General features: G+C 37.9%; 14 protein-coding genes and 1 riboswitch. All 14 genes read right to left on the bottom strand.

Annotated features, from left to right (window positions below):
- Positions 1-16 precede the first annotated feature (16 nt).
- Complete coding sequence (cobK, locus tag E7276_RS09135; protein WP_294216599.1) at positions 17-2,095, bottom strand: precorrin-6A reductase; 2,079 nt, start codon at positions 2,093-2,095, stop codon at positions 17-19.
- Positions 2,088-2,840 (bottom strand): precorrin-3B C(17)-methyltransferase, encoded by a 753-nt coding sequence (gene cobJ / locus E7276_RS09130; protein WP_294216596.1) that lies wholly within the window; start codon positions 2,838-2,840, stop codon positions 2,088-2,090. The genes cobK and cobJ overlap by 8 nt, the downstream gene beginning before the upstream one ends.
- A 5-nt stretch (positions 2,841-2,845) precedes the next feature.
- Positions 2,846-3,772, bottom strand: a complete 927-nt coding sequence (locus E7276_RS09125) for a cobalt-precorrin 5A hydrolase (protein WP_294216593.1) — start codon at positions 3,770-3,772, stop codon at positions 2,846-2,848.
- The gene (gene cobM / locus E7276_RS09120; RefSeq protein WP_294216591.1) at positions 3,765-4,523 is read right to left on the bottom strand and encodes a precorrin-4 C(11)-methyltransferase; all 759 of its coding nucleotides are present in this window, start codon (positions 4,521-4,523) and stop codon (positions 3,765-3,767) included. The genes E7276_RS09125 and cobM overlap by 8 nt, the downstream gene beginning before the upstream one ends.
- Before the next feature lie 29 nt (positions 4,524-4,552).
- Positions 4,553-5,659 carry a cobalt-precorrin-5B (C(1))-methyltransferase CbiD gene (gene cbiD / locus E7276_RS09115; RefSeq protein ID WP_294216589.1) on the bottom strand — a complete coding sequence of 369 codons (1,107 nt, stop codon included), beginning with the start codon at positions 5,657-5,659 and terminating at the stop codon, positions 4,553-4,555.
- The gene (locus E7276_RS09110) at positions 5,656-6,285 is read right to left on the bottom strand and encodes a precorrin-8X methylmutase (RefSeq protein WP_294216587.1); all 630 of its coding nucleotides are present in this window, start codon (positions 6,283-6,285) and stop codon (positions 5,656-5,658) included. Before E7276_RS09110 ends, cbiD begins: the two co-directional genes overlap by 4 nt.
- On the bottom strand, positions 6,282-7,781 hold the full coding sequence (locus E7276_RS09105; RefSeq protein WP_294216585.1) for a cobyric acid synthase: 1,500 nt from the start codon (positions 7,779-7,781) through the stop codon (positions 6,282-6,284). Before E7276_RS09105 ends, E7276_RS09110 begins: the two co-directional genes overlap by 4 nt.
- Positions 7,769-8,569, bottom strand: a complete 801-nt coding sequence (locus E7276_RS09100; protein WP_294216582.1) for an ABC transporter ATP-binding protein — start codon at positions 8,567-8,569, stop codon at positions 7,769-7,771. Before E7276_RS09100 ends, E7276_RS09105 begins: the two co-directional genes overlap by 13 nt.
- The gene (locus tag E7276_RS09095; protein WP_294216644.1) at positions 8,562-9,536 is read right to left on the bottom strand and encodes a FecCD family ABC transporter permease; all 975 of its coding nucleotides are present in this window, start codon (positions 9,534-9,536) and stop codon (positions 8,562-8,564) included. Before E7276_RS09095 ends, E7276_RS09100 begins: the two co-directional genes overlap by 8 nt.
- 45 nt (positions 9,537-9,581) lie before the next feature.
- Complete coding sequence (locus E7276_RS09090; RefSeq protein ID WP_294216579.1) at positions 9,582-11,108, bottom strand: ABC transporter substrate-binding protein; 1,527 nt, start codon at positions 11,106-11,108, stop codon at positions 9,582-9,584.
- On the bottom strand, positions 11,095-11,625 hold the full coding sequence (locus E7276_RS09085; protein WP_294216575.1) for a hypothetical protein: 531 nt from the start codon (positions 11,623-11,625) through the stop codon (positions 11,095-11,097). Before E7276_RS09085 ends, E7276_RS09090 begins: the two co-directional genes overlap by 14 nt.
- Positions 11,626-11,628: 3 nt before the next feature.
- Positions 11,629-12,840 carry a sirohydrochlorin cobaltochelatase gene (locus tag E7276_RS09080; RefSeq protein WP_294216573.1) on the bottom strand — a complete coding sequence of 404 codons (1,212 nt, stop codon included), beginning with the start codon at positions 12,838-12,840 and terminating at the stop codon, positions 11,629-11,631.
- A 102-nt stretch (positions 12,841-12,942) separates the two neighbouring features.
- Positions 12,943-13,130: riboswitch (cobalamin riboswitch) on the bottom strand.
- Between the two features lie 43 nt (positions 13,131-13,173).
- Positions 13,174-15,330 (bottom strand): EAL domain-containing protein, encoded by a 2,157-nt coding sequence (locus tag E7276_RS09075; RefSeq protein WP_294216572.1) that lies wholly within the window; start codon positions 15,328-15,330, stop codon positions 13,174-13,176.
- 84 nt (positions 15,331-15,414) lie between these two features.
- Entirely contained in the window at positions 15,415-17,967 is a 2,553-nt protein-coding gene (locus E7276_RS09070; RefSeq protein WP_294216570.1) for a translation factor GTPase family protein, read from the bottom strand.
- Positions 17,968-17,985: the final 18 nt, after the last annotated feature.

Raw genomic sequence — 17,985 nt, 5'->3', positions numbered from 1 at the left:
TTTGTTCCTTTTCAGGTTAAATATTAATTGTCACTATGTATACTGGATTCTGTCCTTGCATAAGCGAATAATCCCCAGCTTTTTTCGCCTTTGACACTGCAACTTGAATTATGTCTTCATTTTCAATTCCAAGCTTTTTGATGACTGCATTTATCTCAGCTATAGTCTCCAAAGTGACTGCATTAATAACAATTCGCATTTGCGAATTATATGCTTTTAGTTTTAAAAGAATGTCTTCTAAACGACCAGCACTCCCCCCAATAAATACATGGGTAGGAACTGGCAGTCCTTCTAGACAATCAGGAGCTGTTCCCTCTATAACAGCTACATTTTTCAGCATGAATCTATCAAGATTTTTTTGTATGAGATTGCATGCTTCATTTTTAAGTTCAACTGCAAAAACCTTTACAGATGAATCAAGGCTTGCAAGCTCCACAGCAACTGAGCCGCTACCACTACCAATGTCATAAATAATACTATCTTTTGTAGGTAGAAGCTTGCATATTGAAAGAGCCCTTATCTCCTCCTTAGACATAGGTACCTTATCTCTAATAAACTCTTCATCCTTCATTCCAGGCGACAATTGTTTTGGAGTGAATTTAGTATTCTTAATTAGCAAAGAACATAAACCATCTCTTTCAAAATTCCAGCATTTTTCTGGTGTAAGCCACTCTAGCTTTTCTGCAGAATAAAGATTTGTTCCCACAAAAATTCTGAAATCACAAGTGTTATTCTCCTGTAAGCCAATTAGAATTTGGCCAATTTTTCTGACGTCCTTGGAGCCTGATGTCAATGCAAATGTTTTTTCATTATGCAAAACCGACTGAATCAATTCCGGCATCCATATAGCTTCTTCTACACCATGAGTACTAACTAATGAGCCCTCCTGCCAGGTCTCATTTGCTCTAGCTGCCAGGGCGCTGACAGTACTGATGCCAGGTAATATTTTAACCTTGCAATACTCCAATTCCATTAATGCAGCTTTTAGTTTGCTGGCGCCACTATAAAATCCTGTATCACCAGAGAAAAGAACAACTATATTTTTGATTCCATATGATATTTCTGCTGACAGGCTTTGAATTGTAGGAATAATATCCTCTGCAAGATAATATGGATACTTTTTGGCATTAGTATCTATACCAACTACCATTCTCGGTGCTCCGAAAATATAGTCCGCATCATCTATTAGCTCTTGAACCTCTTTTGTTAAGGTGGCATGTCCCATGCCAAAGCCTGCTAGTGAAACATTAAATTTAATATCCGGTGTTATTTTTTCTTTGATTTTGTCTGCTGCCGAATGTAAATCATCAACCTTTGTGAAGCGCTCTTTTATATCAAACTGAGAAAAAAGCCTATCCTCAACCTCAGCAAAAGAATAAGTGCCAGGCGCTTCCTTTGGACGCCTGATTACAAAGCATTTTGCACCGCAGGCATTAGCAGCCTCTATCCTTGCTGCCTCTCCACCAGCTTTGCCGCTTTCCTTAAGAACCATAATATTGGCTTCGTACTCGCGCATAAAAGCAATATTCATCATTTTAGAAAATGGTCCCTGAAGGGCAACAATTTGATTTCCCTTCAAGCCACAGGATTTGCAAATTTCTAGACTCTCATCATTAGGAAGAATTCGAGCGATGATTCTATCTCTTAAGGACTCCTCCTGACAAAAAGTAGGCAATTCCTTGCTTCCTGTAGTTAAAAAAACTTTACCCTCTGTATTTAAAAGTGCTCTAGCACAATCCACAGCCGAATCAAAAAAAACACAGTTACTAACATCTACCGTATCTTCTTCCCTAGAAAGCCTGTAAAATGGAACAGTTTCGTAATTCCTTAAGCTATTTGTTATCTCTCCCTTAACAACCTCTGCAAAGGGGTGAGTAGCATCAATAATGGCATCAGGTCGCTCGCACTGGTAAAGCTTTAACATCTCATTTGAATCCATTCTACCAGAATGGATGTGAATACAGCTGGATTCCTCAATTGGTTCCTTGCCATATTCTGTAGCAACACAATAAATGCTAACCACATCATGTTCAGCTAAATCCTGAGCCAATCTTCTGCCTTCAGTTGTACCGCCAAAAATAATAACCTTATTCATACTTATATCCCCTTGGTGTAACTATTTTATCACCAATAATTTTGCTATTAGAATTGCCAATGAAAACTGTTGTAAACATGTTTACTTCAGTATCCATCAGCTCCTTAAGTGTGCATGTGTTATAGCTTTGGCCTTCTCGTCCAATGTTTTCTACATACCCACAGGCTCTATTTTTATCTGCACCAGCCGCAAGCATAATGCTGCATGCCTTTTTTAAATAGTCATGTCTTTTGTGACTAGAAGGGTTGTATATTGCAATGGCAAAATCTCCCATTATAGCTGCTTGTAATCTCTTTTCGATTCTGTCCCATGGAGTAAGCAAATCGCTAAGACTGATTACACAAAAATCATGATTAATTGGAGCCCCTAAAACTGCTGCTCCTGAAATCGCAGCTGTGACACCAGGAATAACTGTGATATTTTCTTCACCAAAGTTATCTGTTGTATATTCAGGCAGCAGCTCAAACATTGGTGCAGCCATTCCATAAACCCCTGCATCACCACTACAAATAAAGGCTACATCCTTTCCTGAAATAGCGTAATCAAAGCATGCTCTACATCTTTCAATCTCCTTTTTCATAGGAGTTGTAAAGAATTCCTTTTCAGGAAAATGTTCCTTAACTAAATCTATATAAACAGTATAACCAACGATAACATCAGACTTTTCCATAGCCGAAAAAGCTGCTTCAGTCATCATCGATTTAAATCCCGGTCCCATTCCAATAATGTATATTTGTCCTGCCATATTATTTACCATTTTAATTCAATTTTTTCTCTTTTTGCTTCAGCCAAGGTGATTCCATCTGAAGCGTATTTGTTCATAACTAAGTATGATTTCTCACCAGCCCCCAGTATAGCTGAGCGCTCGCAAACATTTCCCGTTCCAACTTTTTCTTTGACAAACTGAGAATTAGAGAAATCTCCCTGAAGGCTATCAAGCTCCTCAGAAGAAAAAGTAAGGAATTTTACTCCATAAAACTGAGCTAGCTTTATCAATCCCACCTCGTCAGCTTTTACATCGATGGAACATATCGCATATAGATTATTAAAAAGATAGTCATCCTCATAAAATCTATTTATAAATTCATGAAGCTCCTGAAAGGTTTTTCCTCTTTTACAGCCAATTCCCAGTACCACCCTTTTGGGAATAAGCTTTAGACCTTCAATATCTATTTGTCCATCCTTTTCAATAACATGTAATTTTTCCCCAGCAAGTGCCAAGGTTGACACCTTTTTAATAAGGGATTTATCTGTGATTAAAAGACCATTTTCTTTAGCAAAAACATCTACCGCAAATACGTTATTAATATCTGTGGCTGTCGTAATAATAGGATTCGCTCCAAGGACTTCTGCTATTTCCCATGCAAGTGCATTAGCACCTCCAAAATGTCCTGACAAAATCGGAACAATATTACGTCCTAATTCATCCACCACTATTACTGGAGAATCCTTTAATTTATCAGAAACAAATGGTGCAATTGTCCTGACTGCTATTCCAACAGAGCTTACAAATAGAATAGGTAAATGCATTTTAAAACAATCACCTGTCCACTCTGATAGCGAGGCTTCATCTGATTTTGATTCAATAATGAACCTATCATCTCCTGCGATTTTGTCTATCAAGTTTTTACCATTTGTAGTAAATGCAACTACTCTAAGTATCTTTTTTTCAATCATTTTTCTTCCTAAATGCTGTCTCAAAATCAGGATCGTATAATTTGGATAATGCATAACCAGATTTTGAAATCACATTTCCAACTAAAACAACTGCCAAATTTTTAATACCATGTTTTTCACCTGTTGAAGCAAGTGTATCAACCGTACAAATGTATTTTTCTTCTTCTGGCCATGTAGCCTTATAAACAATTGCCGCTGGAGTATTTCCTGAGTATCCACCATCAATAAGTCTGTTTTGTAATTCTTCAAGCATACCAGCGCTGAGATAAATAGCCATAGATGCTCCATGAGCAGCAAAGCTTTCTATTGATTCTTTTGGTGGTACAGATGTACGTCCTGCCATTCTAGTAATAATCAAGGATTGGCTGATTTCTGGCAATGTATACTCTAAATTAAGGCTGGCTGCGGCACCAAAGCATGCGCTAACCCCTGGGCAGCTCTCGTAGGCAATTTTGTTTTCATCCAAAATATGCATTTGCTCCTGAACAGCTCCATAAATACTAGGTTCACCAGTATGAAGTCGTACGACATTTTTACCTTCTTTTGAAGCCTTTAGTGTTATATCCATCACTTCATCCAAGGTTAAAACTGCACTATTATATATTTCGCAATCCGACTTTGCGTATTCTAAAAGCTGTGGATTAACAAGTGAACCAGCATAAATAACCACATCAGCCTGCTTTATTAAATTCATGCCACGAACTGTGATTAAATCTGCCGCTCCGCATCCAGCACCAACAAAATAAACCATTTTTTTGCCCTTTTTATACAAATAATTCTCTAGTTATTCTTTATATATTCTATCATATTTCTAGCATCAGAAGACTCTGCCAGCAGTCCAAATTCGTTTGAATATAAAATACATTCGATTTGGATTTTACCTTGGCTTCTAAAGTTAAGATAAAACAGTATTTTCTCTAGGATTAATTCCATTGTCTCTTTTATCAATCCTGCTTTATCTAAGATTTGTAATGCCTCTTCTGTATTTAAGCAATCAAGTATTTTCTTTGCCACCTCCAAATCACAGCCTGCCTTAATAGCTGCCGCCGAAAGCAGTTCTGCTCTGGCATCTGCCTCATGGGAATGGGTATTCATAATACCACCAGCCACCTTCACCAGCTTTCCAATGTGGCCTGTAATAATCATGCCTTCAAAGCCTAAAACACAAACCTCATCCACTGTTTGACCAATGAAATTAGAGCATTTTACACTTGCATCCAAGTCATACCCAAAATTGTCCTTCATAAATTGTAAGCCGTAATTACCTGGGGACACTGCAACATATTTTTGTCCTAAGGCTTTCTTTTGGCTAAGCTCAACTTTAATTGTATCAATTAAAGCTTTATTGCTCATTGGTTCCACAATGCCGGTGGTGCCAAGGATTGATATTCCATCTGTTATTCCAAGTCTAGGATTAAAGGTTTTCCCTGCCAGTGTACGCCCCTCTGGGACAGATATAACAACCTTCACTTCACCATTAAAATCTAGGAGCTTACAAACCTCAGTAACCTCCTTTTCAATCATCTCCCTTGGAACATGATTGATTGCTGCATTTCCTACCGGTTGGTCTAGACCTGGCAAATTAACTCTTCCTACGCCTTCGCCACCATCGATTGAGACCTTAAATTCGCATGCTTGCTCATTCAAGGAAACAGTGGCAACTACATGGGCTCCTGTTGTCACATCAGGATCATCCCCACCATCCTTTATTACAGCACAAGAAACCTGCTTTTCATCTCTTTTAATATCAACTATTGTTGCATTAAAAATAACTCCTGCAGGGGTGGTGATTTCTATATTATGTTTTTCTTGTCCAAACAGCAGCATATATGTGGCTGCCTTTGCGGCTGCCGCCGCACAGCTTCCTGTTGTGAATCCTTTTCTCATAAACTATATAATAACGCATTTACGATAGCAGCTGCTATATTGCTACCGCCTTTGCGTCCTCTATTGATAATATATGGTACATCTGAATCCAAAAACAATTCCTTAGCAGCCACCACATTAACAAAGCCCACCGGAACTCCGATAACAAATTCTGGAGTAAACACTTTCTTTTCCATCATTTCATAAAGGCTTATAAGGGCAGTTGGGGCATTTCCCAGTGCAAATATAACAGGCTTTTTAAGCAAAGCTGCTCTTTCCATGGAAACAGTTGCTCTTGTAACCTGACGTTTCTTGGCCTCAGCTGCTACATCTTCATCTGCCATAAAACAATGCACTTGGCCTCCGTACTCTGCTAATCGTTTTTTATTTATTCCAGACATTGCCATATTAGTATCTGTTACAATATCAGCTCCTGATGTGATTAACTCCTTTGCTATTGCTATTGCCCCAGGGGAATAACACATAGTTTTAGCATAATCAAAATCAGCACTAGTATGTATCACTCGCTTTGTAATAGGAGCCTCCTCCTCTGGGATGACAATACCCATTTCAGCCAATTCCTGTCCTATTATTTCAAAGCTTCTTTTTTCTATTTCATTTGGTAAAACGTACTCTATGTTTTTCATTTTAATAATCCATAAATATAATCCATGTCCAAATTTGTTCGTACAACCTTTGCAAGCTTGTCATACTCACCTTCTTTGAATTCCTGATAGTTCAGGGCTGACTGATTATCAAGACTAAGTCCCTTTCTATTTGCAAGCTCACTAACAAGCCTAAAGGCCAAATCCTCATTATCAAATATGCCGTGAACATAAGTACCCAGACAATTTCCTTGTTGTACCAATATAATATTGCCCTCGTCGTCTCGCTCGATAACCTCAGGAATATTAGCCGAAGCATCAATGCTACTAATCCCATTGTGGATTTCATAGCCTATAAATTCTTCCCCTGAGAGAACTTCAAACACTCCAAATAAATCTTCAAAGCAATCCTCTGTCTGGCTGCGATATTTTTGTCCACTTAAGGTGGTAGTCATAGGAATGAGCTCCATCCCTCTTAAGCTTCCCCCTTCTTCCACTCCAAGTGGATCAGAAACTAAATTTCCCATCATTTGAAAGCCACCGCATATACCAATAACTGGTTTTGTAGCATAAAATTTCTTTATGGCAGCTTCAAAGCCCGACTCTCTCAAATAACGTAAATCCGATAATGTATTTTTGCTACCGGGAATAATTACAAGATCTGCATCTTCAATTTCTCTAGGATTAGTTATGAAATTAACCTTGACACCCTTAATACTCTCAAATGGTGCCACATCAGTAAAATTAGAGATTCTTGGAAGTCGAATGACAGCAATATTAACTATGCATTTTGCTTCGTCCTTTATATGATTTCCTAATCTCTCACTAAGGCTATCCTCATCATCAATCATTAATTGAGTGTATGGTATGGTTCCAACCACTGGAACCTTTCCCATGCTTTCTAGCATCTCAATTCCAGAATCCAAAAGGGTTTTGTCCCCTCTAAACTTATTGATGATAAGCCCCTTTACTCGTTCTCTTTCAGAAGGCTCTAACAACTCTATGGTACCAAGCAGCTGAGCAAATACTCCACCTCGGTCAATATCTCCCACTAAAAGTACAGGAGCATCCACCAGCTCTGCCATACCCATATTTACAATGTCATCTTTTTTAAGATTTATTTCAGCAGGAGAGCCTGCTCCTTCTATAACTATAATATCAGCCCATTCTTCTAGCTTTTTATAGGCCTTCAAAATGTCGTTTACAAGTGATTTTTTGTAAGCAAAATAATCCCTAGCCGACATATTACCTACAACCTCACCATTAACAATTACCTGTGAGCCCACATCATTTGTAGGCTTAAGCAAAATTGGATTCATATATACCGATGGCTCCACCCCAGCACATTCTGCCTGCATGGCCTGAGCTCTTCCAAGCTCTAGCCCATCCTTAGTAACAAAGGAATTAAGAGCCATATTCTGTGATTTAAATGGGGCTACCTTATATCCATCCTGCTTAAAAATTCTGCACAAGGCCCCCACTAACAAGCTTTTGCCAACATTAGACATGGTGCCCTGAACCATTATTACTTTTGACATAACATAATCCTTTTCAAAGCATCAGCGTATTTTAAAATACCATCAACAATAATCTCTCCAGCTTCCTTATTCATTCCATATATTTCATGAATAATATCACCTGTAAATATCTCTCCGGCAGTGCCACAGGCTACCACCCTTTTATCTCCTACAGCCACCACCTTGTCAGCTATAGCAGGAACAAATTCAAGTTCATGTATAGACATAAGAACTGCAATATTTCTTTCCTTAGCAAGTCTTTTTATTACAGATAAAATATCTATTTTAAAACTAATATCAAGAAATGATGTTGGCTCATCAAGAATCATAATCTGAGGCTCCTGACAAATAGCTCTTGCAAGCATAACTCTTTGCCTTTGGCCATCACTGACCTTCATAAAATCCTTGTCTGCTACCTCTTGAGCTCCAACTAATTCTATGGACTGATTTATCTTTTCCATATCGGATTTTGATAATATTCCCATCCTTCCTGTATATGGATATCTACCTGTGGCAACCACCTCAAAGCAGCTCATTAATTCTGGATGAATTCTTTCTGTCATAACCATTGAAAGCTTCTCTGAAAGCTTCTGCTCTGTTAATTCATTCTCATCAGTTCCACAAATATAAATGCATCCATCTAATTTTTTTAGCTGACGAGTAATTGTTTTAAGAAGGGTAGACTTACCTGCTCCATTAGGGCCAATTAAGGCAACAATATCTCCCGCCTCAATATTAAGGGAAACATTTTCTATTACTTTACTAGAATAACCTACTGTTAAAGCATCTAATTCTATGCCATTAACCATGATAAACCTCTTTTCGCTTTATCAGCAAATATATAACTACTGGTGCTAAGCCAATAGCTGTAACGGCACTGATGCTTAATTCCCTAGGGGCAAAGGCAGTGCGTGCAATACTATCACAAAGCAATGTAATTATAGCTCCTCCCAAATAGCATGAAGGAATCATTACGATTGGCTTTGACGTTTTCATTATTGTTCTCATAATATGAGGAACTGCTATTCCTACAAATGAAATAGGACCTGCAAAGGCTGTTACTGTAGCTGACAAAATGCTAGATAAGAGAATTAATACAATGCGAAGTCTCTTAATGTTAACTCCCATATTCCTAGCATATGCCTCTCCCAATTGATATGCTCCAATTGGCTTTGAAAGCATAAATGTAATAATCATTGTAACAAGCACTATAACAAAGGAAATCAAAACATCATTCCAACTAATTCCAGAAAAGCTGCCTAGAGACCAATTGTGGAGATTTACAATATTTGTATCATCTGCAAAGGTAATTATGAACTCTGTAATAGCTGAGCAAATATATCCAATCATGACACCACATACTACTAGTAATGACATATTCCTTACCTTGTTTGCCATTACCATTACAAGTCCCATGGCTACAAGGGAGCCAATAAATGCAGCTATAACCATTCCTATTGCACTTATGTATTTGCCATTGCTAAGCATGAACACCATTACCAATGCCACAACAAGCTTGGCTCCTGAAGAAATTCCTAATACGTAAGGGCCTGCAATAGGATTTCCAAAGAAAATTTGTAGCAAAAATCCAGAAACAGCCAGTGCTCCACCAAGGCATATTGCCCCAAGAATTCTTGGCAATCTTATAGAAATTACGATTTTACCCATATGAACATCCCCTGGATCAAATAGGGACTTCATGATGGTTTTTAGACTAATATCAGCGCTTCCGAAACCTAAACTAAAGATGAAAAATGCTAAAAGAAGGGCTAACATGATGATTAGTAACAATCCATACCGTTTTCTATTATTCTCCACTTTTTACTCCTCTAGCTTATAAATATGCTTTAATATATTTTCTTCCCCACATAATATATTGTGTACATCTTCTATAAATTCTGCCACATCTGAGCTCTGTTGGAAATAGGCTTTTTCCAAACAATAAACCTCACCTGACTGAACCGCATTAAAGTCTGCTAAGATTTCTGCTTTTTTCACTAATTCATCAATAGAAGAAACCTCACCTTCTATGGTGCTGTTGTAGATTAAAATATCAGCATCAACAGCCTCTACATAGAAATCTTCCATTGTAATTTTGATTGTAGACAAGCTATTCTCATCTACTCCCTGAAGCTGAGACGGAATGTATACTCCCCCAGCCATATCCACCATTTTGCTAAGATAATCTCCTGGCTTTCTTACTGTAACCATACCACTGGAATCGATGGAAAAAATAGCAACTTTTTTTCTTGTTTCTTCTAGGTTTGCTATCTCACTTATTTCAGAAACCTGCTGTTCAAAGAACTGATTTGCCTCTTCTAATTTTCCATATAAAATACCGTATAGCTTTATCCATTCTAGCTTACCCAAAGGATTTTCTTCATAGCTTGATCTTTCTACTATCACAGGAATACCAAGAGATTCTAATTTTTCCTTTACGTCAGGGTTATGATAAATCATTGTATTTTCTATGGCCAAGTTACACTCTTTAGATATTAAAAGCTCGTAATCTGGAGCCGAATATTTGCCTGCATACAATATATTACCTGAGCTTATTTTTTCTTTGGCTTCAGGTATGTACCAATCCTTGCTATCTGTGCCAGAAAACTTCACGCTATCAAGTGCATCTATAGTAACTAGCAAATCCATTACCGATGTTGATACAAGATATGTTTTATCAACATCATTTATATAAGTTATATTTTCAGAAATCCCTTCCGGCTTATTTTTAGTATCTCCTACTAAAATGAACTGTGGGCTTTCATTGTTTCCGATTTTAATAAATTTATAGCTATTAGCGTGAACGTCCTCATAGAAATCCACAGAAAACTGTGTAGCATATTGTAGTTCAAGAGAATCTACTAGCTCTAATCCACCTAAATCATAGGTGTTATCAACTGTAGCTTCTGATGTGGCAGTGGTATTTTCCTCTACACCATCATATTCTGGGGCATACACTGTTAGCTCATATTCAATTTCATGAGGTGTACTCATAGCAGTTGTATCACCTATCACCGAAAATGAAGTGTTAAAACGACTAAATGGTATCGTAAATACGGAATTATCTCCAGGTGCTGCCTCATTATCATATCTAGCTCCATCCACAAGCATATAATCGTAATATATGCTTGACCAAACTAGTTTAACTGTATAGGTTTCTCCCGAAACCCAGACCTTGGCTGGAGACTCAACTGATGCTTTGCCGCTACCACCCTCTAGGGATACCTGGCAGTAGTACTCTCCATCCTCAATAGCTGTATTTAATTTTAAAAAATGTCTAATAAAAAAGCCGCAGGCTGCTATACAAGCTAGCAGCACCGCAGCCTTAAAAATCTTAGTTTGCTTCATATGTAACCTTTACTTTATGATCGTACCAAGTACCCTTTGTTCCAAAAAGTGCCAAATCAAACTCTTCATTTAACACTGGAACCGGCACATCAAAACCGTAAACAGTTTCTGTCATACCGTCATCATATGTAACAGAATCCTCTGTGTAGTTTAACCAATTTTCTTCATCAGATTCTGCATCAGCAGCTAAGCCCAAATATAAATTAATAATACCTGTGCCTGCCAAAGTAATATGAACAGTTCCTACACCATCCTTAACAGTAAGGTCAGCCTTGTTATCTAGTGTTTCATTTATATGGAACATATTACTGTCTGTAGTAAATTCTACTTCGTACTGTCCATCAGGAATATCAAGCTTAGAAACCTCTTTTGCTTCTGTAGCAGATGTTTCTTCAGTAACTTCTGTTGTTTCTGCAACCTCAGCTACTTCTTTAGCTTCTTCTGTTTTATTCCCACATGCTACAACAGTAAATGCCATTACCATAACGGCAACTAATGATAGTAATTTCTTTTTCATAAATTATAAAACTTCCTTTAAATGTTCAACATAAATTGCTTCAATGTCAGCGATTGAACCTAAACCAGCAACCTGACAATCTACAGATTCAAATGAGCCATCTGCCAAGAACATTGACTTCCATGAATCCTCATCATCACCAGCCATATCATTGTTTGCGTGATCACCGGCAACAACCATAAGTGGTCTAAGAACAACCTTTGTGTATCCAGCTGCCTTTACATTTTCAATGATGTTTTCGCAAGATGTCTCTTCTGGCTCACCTTCAACAGTACCAACAAAAACATTCTCATAGCCCAACTCATTCATCTGTGTCTGCATCTGAGAATATGTAACCTTTGCATTGTGGCTTGTGCCATGTCCCATGAATACAAATGCAACACCATCTTCTGCAGCTGCTGTAAGGTCATCATAACCTGCTGTTGCTACCGCTTCAGCTGTTACAGCCTTTGCAACCTTTTCCTTGTCAGAGTTTACTTCTGTCTCATCAGCTCCTACCTGACCTAACAATGGCTCAGAAATAGAAACTGACTCAAAGTTATCTGCATATTCCTCTACTGTAGCAACCAAATCATCATACTCAGCGCCATGCATAAGGTGAGTAGGCTGAACTACAAGATTTTTTACTCCGTTTGCTACTGCTCTATCTAATGCCTGCTCCACGTTATCAATCTTTTCATTGTCGCGAGCCTGAATATGATTGATGATAATCTGTGATGTAAATGCTCTGCGAACTGACCAATCAGGGTAAGCCTCTGCAATAGCCTTTTCAACGCCACCGATATCAGTTGCACGGCTATCATTAAATGATGTACCAAAGCTTACTACAAGAATTTCATTCTCACCAATCTCGTCCTGGTTAAGTGGGTCATCCTTGCTTGCATCACCTGTATCTCTACCGAAGTAATCTGGATCTGCATTCTCGCCTTCTACTAACTCCTTTTGTGCATCTGTAAGGCCATCCCATGCCTCTTTTGCAGCTGCACACTGAGCGTCTGTTTCGTCTGTTCTCTCCTGAACATAAATCGCATCTATTAACGCTGCACAATTGTCTGCTGCCAACTGATCTGTATCCTCCTGAGCTACTTCCTCTGTCTGTTCTACTGCCTGACTTTCATCCTGCTTTTCTTCTGTGTCATTGGTATTTCCGCAAGCAGAAAATAAAACAACTGAACTCATTAAAACTGCCAATGAACTAACTAATCTTCTTCTCATTGTTATCCTCCATTTCTATAATTGCGGATAACAAATCAAAAGGATCGCATAATGCGACCCTAATTCACTCTGTCATGAATTAAGATTCGAAAGTCCGCAAATCTTTAATTTTAAGAATAGGCAGGTCTCCTGACTACGATCAACATTTGTTCTCTCTTCCCAAGTGTACTCAGTGATATGAAAACAAACTCCCTAACACAGTGACGGCTTCGTTCTGGATTCTCACCAGATTCCCTTTTCACCTATACCGTATATACAATACTATAGGCACCTATTCCGAAGACTAATATTAAATTCAGCAACCACGTTATCATATTTATTTAGCACTGTCAATTAACTGGTAACTGATGGAATAACTATTTCTATAGCGACTGCATTTGTTAACGGATTCAATGCAACAAATTTTAAAAATACATCTGACATAAATCCGTTTTCAACACTACCGGATAAGCTTTCCCATTTTTTACTCTCTATACATTTTTCCACAGTCTTCATAAACCCAGGCTCTGGTCTTCTACTAGCAGACAACACACCGGTTCCCAAGTCAGATTCATTAATAAAACCTGTTTTAATCAAAAACAAGGCATAGGTTTTATTATATCTAAGGATTTTGATAGAATCATCAGCAAATTCGATAATGCCCATTGGCAACGGTCCAAAGTAATCATCAGAGTCAATTTCATAATCCTCGTCTATATCTGGCTCTATTAAATTTGCTTTACTTATGGCATCAAAATAATCTGTCTCCACAGTGGATTCCGGAAGATTTCCAGTATTATTTTCAAAAACGCTGTGCTTAGCCAATAAATCATTAGGCTTTCCCCAATAGAAGCCCTGCATTTTATCAGCACCAATTTCTCTTAAAAACCTTACCTGTTCAAAAGTCTCCACACCCTCAACCACTGTATCTACATCAAGCTTGTCGGCCATAAGCATCAGCTCTTTTAAAATAATGTGGCATTTTTTGTTAACAGAAAATTCCCGCATAAATTTCATGTCGAATTTAATGGTGTCAAAATCAAAGGTCTGAAGCATGTTTAATGTAGAATATCCGCTTCCAAAATCATCCATCCATATTTCAAAACCAGCCTTATGAATTTTGTCAATTTGTGCCTTTACAAAACTTTCTTCAAAAATAGAAACACTTTCTGTAACCTCAAGAGAAATCAAGGATGTATCAATGCCTGCTGCCTTAACCTTCTTTTCAATTTTTCCAACAACATCACATAATCTAAAATCGTATTTGGAAAGATTTATAGAAACTGGCACTAGCGGCATTCCTTTGCTTTTTGTGGTGTTCATATCTTCCAAGATTCTATCTACCATATACAAATCAAATCTATGTATCAAATTAGCATCCTCTAAAATAGGGATAAATATATCTGGCGGAATAGTTCCTTTATTAGGATCCTCCCACCTAGCCAGCGCTTCTTCATCACAAACCATGCCATTAATCGATCTGATAATCGGTTGATAATATGGCCTAATCCACCTTTCAGCCATGGCAGTTTCGAATGTATTTAATACATAATTGTATTGTTTTGATTGATTATGAACCTCAGTATTATAAAATGCATATACAGAATTATATATTCCCTTTTGCATGTCACATACAATCTTTGCCCTGTCCAAAGCAGTAGCTGCTGGAACATCTTCAAAACTAGATAGATAAATACCTACATGCAATGGCAAGCTTCTGCAATCATTGGCATTTTTCATCTGGGCCAAAATATCATCTAGTGTGTCTTTTAGTCCCTCTGCATCAACGAATGCAGCAAAATGGTCCTGACCTAATCGTCCACAATTTTCATTTGAAAATTTCCTTTTTAAAATATTAGCCAATTCAACCAAAAGAATGTCTCCTTCTTGGAGCCCATACTTTTGATTATAGAATTTCATTCCTGCCAAATCGAAATACAAAAGGGCTGCATCTTTTCCATCTGCTACTAAAGACCTTTTGGCAGCATTGGCCAACGCAATAAAATATGACATATTAGGAAGCCCCGTAAGAGTATCATAGAAATTATCTCTAATTAAGCTCTCCTTTGTCATCATACTGTTAAAATTGCTAGCTAATTCTTCCGTCAAAGGATTGGAAGAATCTTCCCCCACACCTTCAATTATGTACAATGTGGTAGATAGCATTGTTCCATCGTCTGTAAAAAAATGAGTCCCACGTGAATGGATGATTACATAATCATTTATCAAATGGGACATAGTTCTATACACAACATCAAAGATATCCCCTCCAGAAGCAAATTTCAAAGCAGCATCTGCTACTCTAGCCTTGTCATCTGGGTGGGTATCACGATACATATCTGTGTCAAATAATTCAATTATTTCTTCGCGGGATTGTCCCATTAAATTACACATTCCATCGGTAACTAATAGGGTTACTACACGCTTGTCGATAAACTGATAGATTGTCATTGGAATATTAAGCTTCTCTAGAATTTTCCTCTCATTTGCATCAAATTCATACTTAGCCATCAGTTTGCCTCCAACATGTAAATAAATTACCAACAATCCATTATTTTGTAATTATATATAATAATTATGGAGTTATTGTTAAAATCATTTTATGTTATATTTTTCCCTAAGTTCTATTGCTCTGCTTTCCACCTCACTTATGAATTCCCTTGAAGATACTAGTTTTGCACCAGCTCCTCTAATTATTAACTGCTCTAATCCATCGGATGTAACTACTGTAATATCATATTTTTTTCCATGCTCATGAGTAAATCTCTCAATATAAGCATCAGCTGTCTGAGCCTCAGCTGTAAATACCTGATGGATATTAAGATAGTCAGAGGCTGTAACCTCATGCCCTTTTACTTTATAGGCATCAAAAACAGCAATCACATTATAATCCGTCATAGCTTTGTAGTTACTTAGAATATCAAGGAGCTTACCTCTTGCTCCATCCAAATTGACCTCAAGGACCTCCTTCAATTCAGGCCATGCATATATCAAATTGTAGCCATCAACCAGCAAATATTTCTCCTTTGGTTTTATTTCCTTAGGTGCTTGATATTCATAATCACTGTCTACTCTTCTAGGCCTAGATGTCTGGCCATAATGCCAGCCTTTCTTTGGATTCTTCCCGTGGTTACTATGAGTAGCCATATGTAAAATCCTATCAATCTCATCTGGATCTAGCCATTCATCCACACCATGATTCATTCTTTTTGTGTTAATTACCTCTTCGTCCTGAGGATTATCTCGGTCCTGAATACATGGCACATGACATCTAGATTTCACTTCGTCCCAAGGCACAAGCTCTCCTGAGCCATGACTACAAAATACTGAAGAAGAAGGATTATCAGCATCCATATCAGGATCGTAGGCAAATTGTTCTAATACTTCACTTTCATTGTGGCAATCATTATATCCGTTAAACACAAGGGATATTCTTCCTTCTCCCTTGGTAAATGCAGCAAGTTTTGCCTGATAGTTTCTGATTGTAGCAACTGGTGCAGTTCCATTAAGAATAGAACGTCCATCTACTTCTATAGGCGATTCAAAGGAACCATTCATTGCTTGCACATCACTCATAACGCGACCAATCTGGCCAGATGGCACAGAAATTTCGAATTTGAAATAAGGCTCTAAGATTTTAGTGCCAGTTTCCATCAAGCCCTGTCTAATAGCCCTATAGGTAGCCTCTCTAAAATCTCCACCCTCAGTATGCTTTATGTGTGCTCTGCCACCAACAATTGTATATTTAATATCTGTCAATGGTGCACCAATGAGAATACCAACATGCTCTTTTTCTAGAATGTGTGTGGTAATAAGCCTCTGCCAATTTAAAGCAAGTTGATCAGTAGAAACATTTGCAGAAACTGTTATTCCACTGCCTGGTTCTGCTGGTTCCATATAAATATGTGCTTCTGCATAATGGCGAAGTGGCTCAAAATGCCCTACACCTTCAACCGGTGAAGCGATAGTCTCTTTATATAAAACACCGCACTCTTCAAAGCTTACTTCAATTCCAAGTATATTTTTGATACGTGCAGTTAAAATTTCAGTTTGTATCTGACCCATCAAATTAACTCTAATCTGCTCTAGATTAGCATCCCATGAAAGATTTAAGGATGGGTCTTCCTCATTAAGAGCAGCAAGCTTTGGATAGGCAACTCTAGGAACAGTATCATCCAAAAATACCAATTGATATTGTAATACTGGAGTAATATTTAGTTCTGCTCTATCAGTTTCAGTTCCAAGTCCCTGACCTGCATAGGTTGTTTTAGGTCCAACTAAGGCTACAATATCCCCTTCACCAGCAGAATTTACCTGTCCAAATTTACTTCCGGAATACACACGAATCTGATCGATTTTTTCTCCATTGGGCAGATTATCTTTCACATTGATTGTTCCACCAGTTATTTTTGCAAAGGTTAACCTACTATCGCTTCCAAGGCTCTCGATTTTGTAAACTCTTGCTCCAAATTCACTGCTGCCTGCCGGCCTTCTGTTTGCAACCACCTTTGACATTAAGGCTAGCAGTTCCCCTATTCCCTCATTTTTTAGGGCTGAGCCTGTAAGAACAGGATAGAAATCTCTATTTAAAATCATAGACATAATTGTTGCATCTGATAGAGAATCAGTTTCCAAATACTCATCCATAGCCATCTCATTCTCTGCCGCTATAGATTCATAATCATTTATAAATGCACAATTATCCTTTAGCTCTTTTCTGATACCTAAAATAAGCCTGTTAGCGTCCGTATCAGGCATATCCATTTTATTAATGAAAATGATTGTGGGTATATTGTATTTCTGAAGAAGTGAAAACAATGTTTTGGTATGAGGCTGAACCCCATCTGTTCCACTTATCAAAAGAATGGCCCCATCAAGGGCCCATAAGGCTCTCTCTGTCTCTGTGGCAAAATCCACATGGCCCGGAGTATCAAGAAGGGTCATATTAGAACCATTAAACGAAAAAACAGCCGGCTTAGAAAAAATAGTAATTCCTCTATTTTTTTCTTGAGAGTCGGTATCTAAAAAGGCGTCACCATGGTCTACTCGACCAATGGACGCCAATATTCCTGAGTTGTATAAAATTGCCTCTGACAAAGTTGTCTTGCCAGCATCAACATGAGCAAGAATTCCCCAAGTAAAGTTCATATCATTCTCCAAGTAATT

The organism is Pseudobutyrivibrio sp. (assembly GCF_015057185.1).
Lineage (GTDB): Bacteria > Bacillota > Clostridia > Lachnospirales > Lachnospiraceae > Pseudobutyrivibrio.
This window is presented reverse-complemented; position numbering and strand designations above follow the sequence as displayed.

Excerpts from the sequence above, each read along its gene's own strand:
- cobK (WP_294216599.1), bottom strand. The coding sequence starts at position 2,095 with ATGAATAAGGTTATTATTTTTGGCGGTACAACTGAAGGCAGAAGATTG.
- cobJ (WP_294216596.1), bottom strand. The coding sequence starts at position 2,840 with ATGGCAGGACAAATATACATTATTGGAATGGGACCGGGATTTAAATCG.
- E7276_RS09125 (WP_294216593.1), bottom strand. The coding sequence starts at position 3,772 with ATGATTGAAAAAAAGATACTTAGAGTAGTTGCATTTACTACAAATGGT.
- cobM (WP_294216591.1), bottom strand. The coding sequence starts at position 4,523 with ATGGTTTATTTTGTTGGTGCTGGATGCGGAGCGGCAGATTTAATCACA.
- cbiD (WP_294216589.1), bottom strand. The coding sequence starts at position 5,659 with ATGAGAAAAGGATTCACAACAGGAAGCTGTGCGGCGGCAGCCGCAAAG.
- E7276_RS09110 (WP_294216587.1), bottom strand. The coding sequence starts at position 6,285 with ATGAAAAACATAGAGTACGTTTTACCAAATGAAATAGAAAAAAGAAGC.
- E7276_RS09105 (WP_294216585.1), bottom strand. The coding sequence starts at position 7,781 with ATGTCAAAAGTAATAATGGTTCAGGGCACCATGTCTAATGTTGGCAAA.
- E7276_RS09100 (WP_294216582.1), bottom strand. The coding sequence starts at position 8,569 with ATGGTTAATGGCATAGAATTAGATGCTTTAACAGTAGGTTATTCTAGT.
- E7276_RS09095 (WP_294216644.1), bottom strand. The coding sequence starts at position 9,536 with ATGTTAGCCCTTCTTTTAGCATTTTTCATCTTTAGTTTAGGTTTCGGA.
- E7276_RS09090 (WP_294216579.1), bottom strand. The coding sequence starts at position 11,108 with ATGAAGCAAACTAAGATTTTTAAGGCTGCGGTGCTGCTAGCTTGTATA.
- E7276_RS09085 (WP_294216575.1), bottom strand. The coding sequence starts at position 11,625 with ATGAAAAAGAAATTACTATCATTAGTTGCCGTTATGGTAATGGCATTT.
- E7276_RS09080 (WP_294216573.1), bottom strand. The coding sequence starts at position 12,840 with ATGAGAAGAAGATTAGTTAGTTCATTGGCAGTTTTAATGAGTTCAGTT.
- E7276_RS09075 (WP_294216572.1), bottom strand. The coding sequence starts at position 15,330 with ATGGCTAAGTATGAATTTGATGCAAATGAGAGGAAAATTCTAGAGAAG.
- E7276_RS09070 (WP_294216570.1), bottom strand. The coding sequence starts at position 17,967 with ATGAACTTTACTTGGGGAATTCTTGCTCATGTTGATGCTGGCAAGACA.